This is a genomic window from Acinetobacter sp. UBA1297, assembly GCF_002307755.1.
In the GTDB taxonomy this organism is placed as follows: Bacteria; Pseudomonadota; Gammaproteobacteria; order Pseudomonadales; family Moraxellaceae; genus Acinetobacter; species Acinetobacter radioresistens.
In genome coordinates this window covers 52,032-64,722 of sequence record NZ_DBUF01000009.1, presented here as the reverse complement: position 1 = coordinate 64,722, position 12,691 = coordinate 52,032, and the positions used below count along the sequence as shown (strand labels likewise).

The window sequence follows — 12,691 nt, the reverse complement described above, 5'->3', positions numbered from 1 at the left end:
ATCCAATTTATAAGTAATTGATTTTTCGATGAAGCATTTATTGAAAGGTATAATGGCAATTGGCATTATGCCTTTGGTGATGAGTGGTTGTGTTACTGCGCCGCAACAAGGCAATATGGCCCATCCACATGGAAAACGTATTTTTATACCACAGGAACGCGTGATTATTGAACGTCCGATTCCACCTAAAGTTGTTCCTAATTCTTACCAAACCTGGCTTGCTTCAGGCGATAATCTTAGACGTGTGCGCGAGTATGAACAGTTTCTGGAACGCAATAACGTCGGCAATATTATCCCCAGTTTTGAACTCATGCGTACTGCCCGTGACTGGCAAAAATGTGGCCGCTCACAATATGCCATCCCAAATCGTGAATTATGGAATAACCAGCTGGCAACCATACGTATATTTAAATACCTGGTAGCGTCTAAAATTCTGACCGATTTTGAAGTGACTTCAGTCTATCGGGATTTGCCTTTAAATCAATGTGCTGGTGGGGCCAATTCTTCACGCCATTTGTTCAATTCAGCTATAGATTTTCGTATAGGGCCAGAGTTTCCTCAACCTGAAGATTATGCTTTCACTGAAAATACCAAATTTAAATTATGCCAATTCTGGTCTCAGCATGGGCAAAGCTTTAATATGGGTCTTGGCCTGTATGCCTCTGGACAAATTCACATTGATACTCATGGTTACCGTACTTGGGGACCAGATTTGACCCGTAACAGTTCAATGTGTCATTTCTAATTGAATTTCTGTCAGATACAGGAGGCTTATGCCTCCTTTTTTACAATCAGAAATTGCAGAAAAAACCAGCGAATCTTTTCAAGGTAAATTGAACTCTGACTAGAAAGGCTTACAATTGCCTCAATGAAAATACAGGTGATCAAATTATGCAGCAGATGTGGACAGAGGTTGACCAATTTATTGATTCACATTTAATTCCCGATGATCCATGTTTAGGACGAACTGTAGACAATACAGCACGTCGAGGTCTGCCTGAACATCTGGCAGTTGCCCCTAATCAAGGAATGCTTCTGCAAATGTTGATCCAGATGAACAATTGCAAGCGAATTTTAGAACTGGGTACTTTTGCTGCTTATAGCACAGTCTGGTTAGCCAGAGCACTGGGTGATGAAGGTTATGTGCTTACTATCGAAGGCCGTGAAGCTCATGCTGCTGTCGCACAGGAAAATATCGAGCATTCCGGACTGGCAGCTCAAATTGATTTAAAAGTTGGACGTGCTGCTGATATTTTAAATGAATTAATTAAACAAAATGCCGAACCTTTTGATTTTATTTTTATCGATGCCGACAAACAGAGTTATTCTGAATACTTGGAATTAAGCTTGAACCTTTCACGTTCAGGGACTTTAATTTTTATGGACAATGTCATACGTGCCGGTGAAATCATCAATCCTGAAAATAAAAAACCAAGTATTGAGGGTATCCGCGATTTGTTTGAGGCCTTAAAAGGTCATCCTCGACTTCTATCTTCTACAGCTTTACAAACAGTCGGAAGTAAAGGTCACGATGGGTTTGCATTAGCTATTGTAAAATAAAAACTCAAAAGCATAAAAAACAATCACTATAAAAATATTTTTAAATTTCATTATTTTACATATACTGTCCATATAGTTATCCACAGTAATTGCGGATAACTATATGGACTTTTTTAATACTATTTAAAACTTTACAAATTATTATAAATATATTAATGGCTAAATAGATTAGTCTTTAAAGATCAATTATTTTGCTACTAATAGCGGAACTGTCGCGTTACGGAAAATAGTTGTGGCAATGCTGCCCAAGAAAAACTGCCGAATTTTACTCTGACTAAAGGCTCCCAGAACAATGATCTGAATCCCATGTTCACGCTGATAATCTAAAATATTTTCTGCTACATCTCCATAGCGATATTCTACTACAACATCGAGTCCTGCATTCTTCAAGAACTGAGTAGGCTCATTTAGAACCTCCGGTTGGTCACCTACATAAAGCAAATGGCACTGCAACTGTCTAAGCAGGTCGCTCACTGCAATACGACGCATCATGGCAAGACAGGTTGGTGAATACTCATAGGCAAAAATAAACCGTGTTGGTGGCTTAAACGTTTCACCTACCGTCATTACCGTACTTTTTACACCACGGATAAAGTTTTCAACGTTACTACCAATTGCTTTGTTACGTTCAGCAGAGCGTTCACCCACACGGCCAATCACAACAATATCTTCTTCATGAAGCAAATTGAAACTCTGCTCCAGAAAATCTCCCTTTTCCTGAATTTTAGTGCAGGTAATACCATATTTTTCTTGAATCAGATTGGAAATATGTTTAAGCAGATTATTACTATAATCCATGGCAAGTTCACTTTGTTTCTGTTCAAGTTCTGCCAGTTCTTTCAAGAGCATGGCATTACTTTCAAAGCCGATTACGCCACTAATTTCTCCCAAATGATAACTGGCAGGGTAATAATCCAGAATCTGTAATAGCACTAGTTCTCGTTGTGTTTTCGATGCTATCCAGGCAGCTGCCTCAGCAATTGCATTGATACATGGAGATGAGTCAATACATGCAATTACACGGTTCATTTTACGCCTCTCTTTAGGTCTTAACGCCCAATATGTTTTAATGTCATAACTTAAGCTATCACAAAGCAAGTACTTTATGCGTTAATTTTTTAAACTGGAAAACCTGCCAGTAAAATAATTATTTATAAATATTCTATATTAGAATGCAGTTTTTATTTCCGATAACGAATCATTTTAGCCGGATTTCCAGCCACAATTTCACAGGTAGCCACATCATGTGTCACCATACTGTTCATACCGACTACTGCATGTGCTCCTATTTTGATACCATCTTTTACACCAACATGTGCACCTAACCACACATCTTTCCCAATCTCAATTCCCTGAGAACGCACCGGTTGCTGGTAGATCGCCTGTTCAAGTGCCATACCATGATCAAATGCATACAGATGACAATAAGCGGCAATCCTGGCCTGATCGTGTAGACGGATTCCAGCACGACCACCATCTAAAATACAATGGTGATTAATCGCGACTTCCTGCCCGATCTCAATTGGGCCATGTAAGGTACAGTCTGCTGCAATAAAGCTATGATCGCCAATAATAATCTTGCGTCCCGGTTCGGCAAAAATATGGGCAAGTGGTGAAATAAAGCAGTTTTTACCAATCTCTACTGTTTCCATTTCCATCAGATAAGCCTGATATTCCTGCTGCCATGCTTCGGCCCAGGCCCGATGCTTGGGCTTTAACGTATAGTACAGCCAAGGCATATAATTCAGGCGGTGCTTATGCTGATCTCTATATTTTAGTAAAGGATCCTGTTCAGGCATGCTCCTGCTCCTGTAATTTTAGCTGTTCCCGTCCCCGGCTAATATCTTGAAGTTTTAAATTAAAGGAATGAATCTGATGCACCTGCAAAAGTAGCTCTACTTCTACTCCTGTAGCTGTATAATTTTCCTGAAACTCAATCTGTTGCTGGTTAAGTTCATATTGCAATATAGCCCATTCATTAAAATGACAGCAGAAGTAAGCCTGTTTTTTCTCAATTACTTCAACCTTTTCTGCCAGCAGCAGGCACTGTCCAGCACATCCACCATAAGCCCGTACCAGCCCTCCTGTGCCCAGCTTGACTCCACCATACCAGCGGTTAACCAAGACAATAATATTGGTAAGTTCATTCCCTTCAATAGTGGCAAGAATGGGACGGCCTGCTGTTCCTGAAGGTTCCCCGTCATCATTAAAACGGATTTGATGCCCAATTTTCCAAGCCCAGCACTGATGAGTAGTACTATGATCTTTATAAGTTTCAAGAAAATCTTTTACTGCCTGTTCATTATCTACAGGCGCAGCAATTGCAAGGAAACGACTCTTCTTGATTTCTTCTTCAAACTGCACTGGGGAGGAAATTGTAAACGGCATATCACCATCACATGTTGCAACAAATATTAAGTATAACCGGTTTAATTTTAAAAATAAAAAAGCCTCCCTCAGGAGGCTTTTCAAAGTAAGTTTCTTAACGTTCCCGTAGAGCTTCCTTAGCTTTATTAAATGGTTTAAGCAGATAGTCTAATACTGTTTTCTGTCCGGTACGAATATCTACCGTTGCCACCATTCCCGGGGTAATTCCGAAACTCTGCCCGGCCTTATTGATCAGCTTGTCCGTATCGGTACGGATGTAAACCCGGTAGTAGAACTGGTCCTGCTTCACTTCATCACGAATGGTATCCGGTGAAATTACGGTTACCTTCCCCTTGAGTCCACCGTAAATTGAATAGTCATAGGCCGTAATTTTTACCAGCGCATCCTGTCCCGGCCGAATAAAAGCAATATCCCTGGGAGAGATGCGTGCTTCGATCAAGAGCTGTTCATCCAGGGGAACAATCGTCATCAGCTTACCATTTTGCGGCACTACTCCACCGCGGGTCATTACATCAATTTCCTTTACAATTCCACGGACCGGCGCCTTGAAAGTGGTACGCTGCAGAGTATCAGATTTACCTTTGACCACTTGCTGCTGGGTTTCAATATCTGTGTTGGCTTTGGCCAGTTCCTCTCGTGCTTTTACATAGTACTGGTTACGCAAATCATTCATCTGGTTTTGCAGATCATTGGCTTCACGCTTTAAACGCAGGACTTCAACTTCGCTGGCTGCACCTTTGGCGACTAGCGGCTCGGTCATAACCAGTTCCTGCCTGACCAGCTCCAATGCCTGTTTAAGTCCCGACATGGACTGTTCCAGATTGCTGCGCCTTGAATAATAGAGCGCAGTTTCTTCCTGAACCAGTGCCGGTACTTTACGTACACTTTCTGGAAATGATAATGGCGTACCATTTACCTCAGAGCGCAAGCGTGCCGCAGTTGCCTGTGCCGAAACTAGCAGCGACTCGGACTCTCCTACATTGGAGGCAAAGCGGGTTGGGTCAAGCTGGGCCAGTACCTGTCCCTGCTCGACAATATCACCTTCCTTAACGTTGAGACGGGTCAATATGCCACCTTCCAAGGACTGAATCACCTGTTCTTTCGATGACGCAATCACTTTTCCGGTTCCGGTTGAGACCTCCTCAAGTTTAAACAGCCAGGCCCAGACCAGCAGTACTAGCAGACATAAGCCGACAATCCAGATTACCAGACTTGATTTGGGTAAAGGAGGCTCCCGGTAAGACACTTTTATAGAACGTTGCAGTTCAGGTTTGTGATCATTCATGCCTGGCCTCCTTGAATGGTCTTATGGGGCTGTGCTGCTACAGTTTGCTGCAGGATCTGGTCTCTTGGCCCGTCCATCATGATCCGGCCCTCATTTATAATAATAATTCGGTCTACCAGTTCCAGCACTGCACGCCGATGGGTTGCCACGATCAGGGTACGGTGTGACAGCCAGCCCTTAAGGTGGTCAATCAGCTGTTTTTCTGAAACGTCATCAATAGAAGCAGTAGGTTCATCCAGCAATAAAATATTAGGCTGGCGAATCAGTAACCGGGCTAATAACAATGCCTGACGCTGCCCACCCGAAAACCCGATTCCCCCTTCTAGAATAATATGGTCCAAGCCTTCTTTTTTCTCTTTAATAAAATGCAGTGCACCGGTAATTGCCAGTGCCTTTAACACATCCTCATCGCTGGCCAGAGGCGCGCCCAAAGTCAGGTTTTCGCGAATGGTGCCATAAAACAGGTGAGCATTCTGGTTAAGCAAAGCTACATCGCGGCGTACATCTGACGGGTCAATCAGGTTCAGGTCTAATCCATCCAGGTCAATATTCCCTTGCAGGGGAACCTGCATTCCGGCTAGCAACTGTAGCAAAGTCGTCTTACCGGCACCATTGCGGCCAAGTATGGCAATCTTTTCACCTTCACGGATACTGAGCTTTGGAATCATCAGGCTGGGTTTCGGGTCATCTTCACCATATTTAAAGACTGTGCCGTTGAGCTCATAATTGCCATATAATACAGGCCGGTGAATCAGACTGGCTCGCTCAGGCTGATCTACCGGTTTTTTCATTAGCTCATCCAGACTCTGTTTAGCTACTTTAGCCTGCTGCAAACGTCCCAGCACACCTGTAATCTGTGAAATTGGCGCCAGCATACGTGAAGACAGGATCGAGCAGGCTACCAGTGCACCAGTGGTCATGTCACCTTCCATTACAGCAAAAGCACCGACCAGCACTACAATGGCATAAGTCAGTCCCTGGATTTTCTGAGTCCAGGCTGTCATTACGCCGACAATCTTGCGCTGTTTCATACTGACATCGGCAGAGACTTCATTCATATGGTTCCACTGGTTCTGAAAGCGGGATTCCGCCCGTAGCAGCTTGATATCTTCAATTCCCTGTACGGCTTCAACCAGTATGGCATTTCGGATAGAGGATTCACGCATGCCTTCCTGCGCAAGCTTCGCCAGCGGCTTCTGGGCCAGAATACCCGGAATAATCATCAGCGGTACCACTAGCAGCATTACCCAGAACAGGTTGCCACCGATGATCCAGAAGATAACCAGAAACAGAAAGAAAAAAGGTAAATCGGCAATGGCACTGATTGTGGTTGAGGTGACCAGTTCCCTTACACCTTCGAGTTCACGTATCTGGGAGATAAAAGTTCCGGTTGATTTTGAACGTTCGCTGTTTTTAATTCGTAATGCATGGCCAAATACCCGATCCGAAACTTTGAGGTCAGCACGTTTGCCAATAATATCGGACAGGTAAACCCGGGCAACCCGCATGATAAATTCAAAGATCGCAGCAATCAGTACCCCTCCAGCCAGAACCCATAAAGTTGGAATGGATTGGGAAGGTACGACTCGGTCATAAACCTGCATGGAAAAGATAATAGTCGCCAGTGCCAGAATATTTGCCATGAGAGAGGCAAACATGATGTCGATATAGCGTTTCCAGTCCTTGAGGACAATGCTCCAGAACCAGTTAGCTTCATAAGGCTTGATATATTCATCAATCCGCGCATCAGGTACCGAACTCTCAGGCCGGAGGATGTAAACAGTTTTAATGACTGGCTGTAGCTCATCTACTTTAAAACTTTGTGCCAGGCCCTGATCGCCACTCAGCTGTATACTGACATTACTGGCGGTGTCGGCCTTGTCAATCACACCCACCTGTCCATTCTGGAATTCAACCAGAACCGGCAAACGCCAGGGATTCAGTATATCGGGCGTAAATTTGCTCTTACGTAAGCTTAAACCTACCTGACGGGTCATCAATAACAGAACCTCATCCAGAGTCTGGATCTGGTTCCAGTCCAGCTGCAAACGAATGCGCTCTTCAGAGGTTTCAATACGGTAATGTCGGGCAACCGTCATTACGCCCTGTAGCCAAGGCTGGTAATTTATTTTTGTACTCATGGCTGAATTTCAAATCCCTGAATCGAAACATTATTTAAGTCATAGACATCACGTGAACGTCCTGTTGCCGCGATATTCTGAACAATACTGTCATAAATATCATAACGGGCGATTTCAATCTCTGAAGCCGAGGAATGGATGGATTGTTCGGCATTGAGCAAATCCACTACCGTCCGCGTTCCAAGTTTATACTGTTCCTGATAGAGCTCTTTTGTCCGCACAGTGGTAGCCTGTCTTGCAACGAGTACCTGCATCTGTCTCTGCTTGTTTTCCACCTGTTCACGGGTGGTCCGTACCTGATCCAGCACATCAAGATAAACTGCATTAACTCTGGCCCGGGCTGCCTGTTCCGCATAACCCGCTGCACGTGTCTGCGAAGTTACTGCCCCGCCCTGATAAAAGTTGCTGGTAGCCTCTAGCATGACAGAGCTGTAGAGCCCATCATCTTCATTATTGTTGGGATTCTGGCCATTAACTGCCTGGCTCAGCGAACCTCTAACATTTAAGGTTGGATAACGGCTTAACCGGGTTTGTTCTCTTTGCGATTTTGCAATTTCGACCTGTGCCTGAGCAACCATCATCTGCGGGATCGTAGTAAATTGTGGCTCTTCATATAACGCTGATCGGGCTACCAGTGTTTCTGGTATGATCCAGCCAGTGTGGCTGACTTCAAAACCCAGCAAGGTGCGCAGCCGTTGCTGATACTGCCGCAGAAAAGACTGTTGCGAAATTAGATTTGCCTGGGCGGATTCAAGATAAGACTGGGCCTGTACCGGATCAGCCTGGCTGCTGATACCTGCTTTAGCGCGCAGGTTAGCAATCTCCAGAATATATTGAATACCGCTGATCTGCTGCTGGGCAATCCGGCTAAGCTCCTGATATCGCTTAATGTTAATCACGGCATTAGCAACTTCAAGTGCAATCTCATCAATACTGACCAGCACATTGGCCTGTTCAGCCTGTAATCGGGCTTGTTCAGTATTCACACCGGAGCGGACCTTGCCAAAATCGTAGAGCATCTGAATGGCATTCAGGCTCAGCAACTGTCGGCCCCGCTCTCCTGTGGTCATATCACCCGTACTTAAACCACCTGAAAGCTGTGGATAATAGCCAGCCCTGGCCACATCAATATTGGCATTTTGTGCAGCAACAGACGAAATACTCTGAGTGATTTGCGGATTACGCTGCACAGCCAGTCGCACCGCTTCAATCAGTGAAAGCTCTGTGGAGACTTGAGTCGAAACAGACGCCGGACTAGCTGAACCCACTACAGGCAACTCCTGAATAGCAGACCGATCCAGCTGAAAATTGCTAAGTTCTGCAATATTTACCTGTCGATATGATTCATTATGCTGAGGTGAGAACAACTGGACAAGATTGGTTTTTAAAGTATGGTAACTTTCACCAGGAGTGGCGGCATTTAAGGTAGTTAAAGGTGCTAGGGTTAAATATAGAACCGCAGGTATTAATCCATTAACTTTTTTATTAATTACTTTATTCTTCATAAAAGGGTTACAGTGTTGAACGCTTTGCTATAGGTATAATTTGGAACTTTTACATTTTACATATTTTTAATAACTGAACCGTAATTTTTGTTAAATAGTTTTACTAGTTTTTAAAATTGTAATTAAGGAAAAAGCTCACAAGATTTATTTTAAATTCCAGTAAAATAAAAGAGCTTATGAGCAGTTTAGAAGTAGGATCAAAAAAAAGACTGTCTAATTAAACTGTGAAATCCTCGCCTAAATAGACCTGCCGCACTGTTTCATTTCCCAAGATTTCTTGCGGTGTACCCTCTGCAATCACTGCACCTTCACTGACAATATAAGCTTTTTCACAAATAGCCAGGGTTTCACGAACATTATGATCAGTGATAAGTACACCGATGCCACGTTCTTTCAGATTACGAATAATATCTTTAATATCGCCTACTGAAATCGGATCAACGCCTGCAAAGGGTTCATCCAGCAGCATAAATTTCGGATCGGCGGCCAGAGCACGTGCGATCTCGGCCCGACGGCGTTCACCACCAGAAACACTCATACCTAATGAATCTTTAATATGAGTAATTTTGAAGTCATTTAATAGTTCATTCAAACGTTGCTGACGTTGCTGTTTATTCAGGTCTCTACGGGTTTCCAGAATCGCCATGATATTTTCAGCAATTGTCAGCTTGCGAAAAATTGATGCTTCCTGAGGCAAATAGCCAATTCCCTTACGCGCACGCTCATGCATGGCCAGATCTGAAAGATCCAGATGATCCAGATGGATTTCACCTTTATCCATACGGACCAAGCCGACCACCATATAAAAACTGGTCGTTTTACCGGCTCCATTTGGACCCAGGAGACCAACAATTTGACCGCTCTGCATGGAAAAAGATACATCTTTCACAACCCAGCGTTTGTTATAGTTTTTTGCCAGATGCTTAATAGTAAGGGTTTGTGGCTGGCTTAGTGATTGCTCCATTAATCACGTGCTCCCGGGAAATTTTTTGAAGCTGATGGTGGAATAATAATCTGTACCCGGCCTGTCGATGAACCTGTACTGTTTGATGAGCCAACAGCCTCGATATCGCCTTTATTCATGCTATAGCGCAGGGTATTTCCTCGAATACTTGCTCCATTCTGATAGAGATAAGCTCCACCAGAAAGCGTAATAATACCGGTTTCAGCATTGTAAACTATCTTTTGGGCTTCGCCACGAGCCGGACCTTTATTGGTATCGAGCTGCTGCTGGAACTTGGCAGGTTTGCCTGTAGCAGTAATCGTACTGATCTGGCGGCTTTTATTAAGCTGAGCCACAATTGAGTTGGCTTGAAGCTTCATAGTACCCTGTTCGATAATGACATTACCGGTATAAGTGGTTATACCAGTTTTCTCATTATAGGTTGCGCGGTCAGCAACTAGTGATATCGGCTGATTACGGTCAGAAGGTAGAGCCAAAGCGGCTACAGAGGTTACTCCGAGCAATGCAGTAAGTACAGCCTGTCTCAGGAAAGTTGAAGTTCGGTTATAATTAAGTGTTTGGGACATACTTTCCTCGAATATTAAAGAATTCGTATTGACCTTTATTTAAATCGGCTTTTAAACCTTGACTTACAAATTCTGCCTGAGGTGACTGTACAATAACCTGATGGTCAGTTTCCAGCTGCTTTAGCTTGGGATAACCTGTCAATTTATCGGTACGAAACTCCATAGGCCCTTGTGCGCCCAAACGGGTAGCCACCACATCCTGCGATAAGACAATTTTTTCATTGTCATTAAAGCTATTGGCCTGACGTGCAAAGAAAGTAGCATTAACTGTCCCATCCTCATACATAGAAGCATTCAAATTATCAAGCCTGGACGTTTTCTGTTGCATATCCTGTTCCAGACGGTCAACCTTGGCTTTTACATACAGATTACCTTGCTCATCTGTTTGAGTAAGATGAATGCCTTTTGCGGAATAAGTCATGTTACGCCCTGAATTCACCTCAAGTCGTTTGCCCTTTCCACTGAAATAATAATAACCACCGCTTAGGGCTGCTATTAAAATCGCAACAACGTATAAAACTCGGGTATCCATAAGCGTGGTTCTAAGTTCTTTAAATCAGGACATCTGTTATTAATGTGGTACAGCAAGATATTTTTCAAGAAGTTCTTGGTAAACACCTTTTGCATTTAATAATATATCGCATATTTCCCGTACTGCACCGCGACCGCCCATTGACTGGGTGACCAGATCTGCACGGCGGCGTACTTCCACATGACCATTAGGTACAGTAACTTTCATACCAGCAATCGCAAAAGCAGAGAGATCAGGCCAGTCATCTCCCATATACAGGCAGTCCTCTGGTAAAAGGCCAAGCTGCGCACAGGCTTCACGTAATGCTACCCCTTTGTCTTCACGGCCCTGATAAACCAGATCAACACCCAGATTGGACATACGGGTATGCACGATATTACTGCTGCGACCGGTAATGATGATGATTTTCATACCTGCCTGCTGCACCAGCTTCATTCCCAGACCATCACGAATATCAAAAGACTTGATTTCATCGCCACTATTAGTGAGAGTAACAAAACCATCACTTAAAATTCCATCAACATCCAGAACCAGGGCCTGCATATGTCGAGCCTGTTCAAGTAAAACATACGATGCCATAGTTTTAATTCACTCCAGCCTGAATCAGATCATGCATACTGATAACACCAATAACTTTATTCGACTGGTCTACGACCACAAACTGATTGATCTTTTTATCACGTAATAATTCAAGTGCCTCAACAGCACGCGCTTCCTGAGAAATGGTATACGGATCTTTGATCATTACTTCCGATACCGGCAGGTTTACATCAAAACCTTGCTGACGATCAATCAGACGACGTAGATCACCATCGGTAAAAATACCCAATAAAGTATTTTGTGTATCTACAACAGTGGTTAAACCCAAGCGTTTATTGGAAATTTCATAGAGAACTTGATTCATGGGTGTATCAGGACTGACTTTTGGCAGCTCATCATCTTTATGCATCAAATGTTTTACATGCAAAAGTAAACGTTTGCCTAATGCCCCAGCCGGATGAGAGCGGGCAAAATCATCCGCCGTAAAGCCACGCGCTTCTAGCAGCGCGACCGCAAGTGCATCACCTAGGGCCAATGTAGCAGTAGTGCTTGAGGTTGGCGCCAGACCCAGCGGACAGGCTTCTGTTAACTCGCCAAGCGTTAATGCAACATCAGCATTCTGTGGCATTGGGCCACTTTCAGTACCACTGATAGTAATTAAAGGCACTTCCAGATGCTTGATCAAAGGCATGAGCATCATGATTTCATCGCTTTTGCCAGAATTAGAGATTGCAATCAGCACATCTCCACGGACCAGCATGCCCAGATCACCATGTCCTGCTTCACCCGGGTGCATAAAGAATGAAGGCGTTCCGGTTGAAGCAAAAGTTGCGGCCATTTTACGGCCGATATGTCCTGACTTGCCCATACCTGTAACCACAACACGGCCTTTACACTGCAAGATGATTTCGCAGGCGCGTTCAAAGCGTGTATCAATCTGTGCAGCCAGAATCTCTAAAGCCTGCTGTTCTATCTGTAATGTTTCTCGAGCAACTTTTTGAAAATCAATCTGCTGCGTCATATTGGATGAATTCAAGCTCAACTTACCTTAACTCTTTAAGAGTTGAATAATNNATTTTAACATAGGTCTGTAAAAGTCCGCTTTCTAAATCTGAACTTTTCACAAGTCTATAAAATTAATGCATAAAACTTTATGAAATATATCGCTTCAGTTATGATGAACTACCTTTGTTTGAGCATGTGAAGACCT

At 43.6% G+C, this 12,691-nt stretch carries 13 protein-coding genes; 2 read left to right on the top strand and 11 right to left on the bottom strand.

Annotated elements, in window-relative coordinates; genetic code table 11:
• Positions 1–28: 28 nt before the first annotated feature.
• Both B3R63_RS04445 and B3R63_RS04440 read left to right on the top strand, forming a co-directional pair.
• On the top strand, positions 29–745 hold the full coding sequence (locus B3R63_RS04445; protein WP_286728414.1) for a D-Ala-D-Ala carboxypeptidase family metallohydrolase: 717 nt from the start codon (positions 29–31) through the stop codon (positions 743–745).
• Positions 746–891: 146 nt separating this feature from the next.
• Positions 892–1,560 (top strand): O-methyltransferase, encoded by a 669-nt coding sequence (locus B3R63_RS04440; protein ID WP_119879137.1) that lies wholly within the window; start codon positions 892–894, stop codon positions 1,558–1,560.
• Between the two features lie 186 nt (positions 1,561–1,746).
• On the opposite strand, the gene B3R63_RS04435 is transcribed toward B3R63_RS04440, so the two are convergent.
• The 11 genes from B3R63_RS04435 to B3R63_RS04385 all read right to left on the bottom strand — a co-directional run bounded on the left by B3R63_RS04435 (position 1,747) and on the right by B3R63_RS04385 (position 12,502).
• Positions 1,747–2,589, bottom strand: coding sequence for a universal stress protein (locus B3R63_RS04435; RefSeq protein ID WP_005019705.1), 843 nt, complete (start codon positions 2,587–2,589; stop codon positions 1,747–1,749).
• 152 nt (positions 2,590–2,741) lie between these two features.
• Positions 2,742–3,359 (bottom strand): acyltransferase, encoded by a 618-nt coding sequence (locus B3R63_RS04430; protein ID WP_286728412.1) that lies wholly within the window; start codon positions 3,357–3,359, stop codon positions 2,742–2,744.
• A complete protein-coding gene (locus tag B3R63_RS04425) occupies positions 3,352–3,948 on the bottom strand; it encodes an IMPACT family protein (RefSeq protein WP_286728411.1) in 597 nt (198 codons plus the stop codon). The genes B3R63_RS04430 and B3R63_RS04425 overlap by 8 nt, the downstream gene beginning before the upstream one ends.
• Positions 3,949–4,042: 94 nt before the next feature.
• A complete protein-coding gene (locus tag B3R63_RS04420; RefSeq protein WP_017401173.1) occupies positions 4,043–5,233 on the bottom strand; it encodes an HlyD family type I secretion periplasmic adaptor subunit in 1,191 nt (396 codons plus the stop codon).
• On the bottom strand, positions 5,230–7,374 hold the full coding sequence (locus tag B3R63_RS04415) for a type I secretion system permease/ATPase (RefSeq protein WP_286728410.1): 2,145 nt from the start codon (positions 7,372–7,374) through the stop codon (positions 5,230–5,232). Before B3R63_RS04415 ends, B3R63_RS04420 begins: the two co-directional genes overlap by 4 nt.
• Positions 7,371–8,879 carry a TolC family protein gene (locus B3R63_RS04410; protein WP_286728409.1) on the bottom strand — a complete coding sequence of 503 codons (1,509 nt, stop codon included), beginning with the start codon at positions 8,877–8,879 and terminating at the stop codon, positions 7,371–7,373. Before B3R63_RS04410 ends, B3R63_RS04415 begins: the two co-directional genes overlap by 4 nt.
• Before the next feature lie 217 nt (positions 8,880–9,096).
• Positions 9,097–9,843, bottom strand: coding sequence for an LPS export ABC transporter ATP-binding protein (lptB, locus tag B3R63_RS04405; protein ID WP_286728408.1), 747 nt, complete (start codon positions 9,841–9,843; stop codon positions 9,097–9,099).
• A complete protein-coding gene (gene lptA, locus B3R63_RS04400) occupies positions 9,843–10,409 on the bottom strand; it encodes a lipopolysaccharide transport periplasmic protein LptA (protein WP_286728407.1) in 567 nt (188 codons plus the stop codon). The genes lptB and lptA overlap by 1 nt, the downstream gene beginning before the upstream one ends.
• On the bottom strand, positions 10,393–10,941 hold the full coding sequence (gene lptC, locus B3R63_RS04395) for an LPS export ABC transporter periplasmic protein LptC (protein ID WP_286728406.1): 549 nt from the start codon (positions 10,939–10,941) through the stop codon (positions 10,393–10,395). Before lptC ends, lptA begins: the two co-directional genes overlap by 17 nt.
• Before the next feature lie 39 nt (positions 10,942–10,980).
• On the bottom strand, positions 10,981–11,520 hold the full coding sequence (locus tag B3R63_RS04390; RefSeq protein ID WP_286728405.1) for a KdsC family phosphatase: 540 nt from the start codon (positions 11,518–11,520) through the stop codon (positions 10,981–10,983).
• 4 nt (positions 11,521–11,524) lie between these two features.
• Positions 11,525–12,502 carry a KpsF/GutQ family sugar-phosphate isomerase gene (locus B3R63_RS04385; protein WP_005019693.1) on the bottom strand — a complete coding sequence of 326 codons (978 nt, stop codon included), beginning with the start codon at positions 12,500–12,502 and terminating at the stop codon, positions 11,525–11,527.
• Between the last annotated feature and the right edge of the window lie 189 nt (positions 12,503–12,691).

What these genes read in the sequence shown, in the direction of transcription:
- B3R63_RS04430 (WP_286728412.1), bottom strand. Translation starts at nt 3,359, where the DNA reads ATGCCTGAACAGGATCCTTTACTAAAATATAGAGATCAGCATAAGCAC.
- B3R63_RS04420 (WP_017401173.1), bottom strand. Translation starts at nt 5,233, where the DNA reads ATGAATGATCACAAACCTGAACTGCAACGTTCTATAAAAGTGTCTTAC.
- B3R63_RS04425 (WP_286728411.1), bottom strand. Translation starts at nt 3,948, where the DNA reads ATGCCGTTTACAATTTCCTCCCCAGTGCAGTTTGAAGAAGAAATCAAG.
- lptC (WP_286728406.1), bottom strand. Translation starts at nt 10,941, where the DNA reads ATGGATACCCGAGTTTTATACGTTGTTGCGATTTTAATAGCAGCCCTA.
- B3R63_RS04445 (WP_286728414.1), top strand. Translation starts at nt 29, where the DNA reads ATGAAGCATTTATTGAAAGGTATAATGGCAATTGGCATTATGCCTTTG.
- lptB (WP_286728408.1), bottom strand. Translation starts at nt 9,843, where the DNA reads ATGGAGCAATCACTAAGCCAGCCACAAACCCTTACTATTAAGCATCTG.
- B3R63_RS04410 (WP_286728409.1), bottom strand. Translation starts at nt 8,879, where the DNA reads ATGAAGAATAAAGTAATTAATAAAAAAGTTAATGGATTAATACCTGCG.
- B3R63_RS04435 (WP_005019705.1), bottom strand. Translation starts at nt 2,589, where the DNA reads ATGAACCGTGTAATTGCATGTATTGACTCATCTCCATGTATCAATGCA.
- B3R63_RS04440 (WP_119879137.1), top strand. Translation starts at nt 892, where the DNA reads ATGCAGCAGATGTGGACAGAGGTTGACCAATTTATTGATTCACATTTA.
- B3R63_RS04385 (WP_005019693.1), bottom strand. Translation starts at nt 12,502, where the DNA reads ATGACGCAGCAGATTGATTTTCAAAAAGTTGCTCGAGAAACATTACAG.
- B3R63_RS04415 (WP_286728410.1), bottom strand. Translation starts at nt 7,374, where the DNA reads ATGAGTACAAAAATAAATTACCAGCCTTGGCTACAGGGCGTAATGACG.
- lptA (WP_286728407.1), bottom strand. Translation starts at nt 10,409, where the DNA reads ATGTCCCAAACACTTAATTATAACCGAACTTCAACTTTCCTGAGACAG.
- B3R63_RS04390 (WP_286728405.1), bottom strand. Translation starts at nt 11,520, where the DNA reads ATGGCATCGTATGTTTTACTTGAACAGGCTCGACATATGCAGGCCCTG.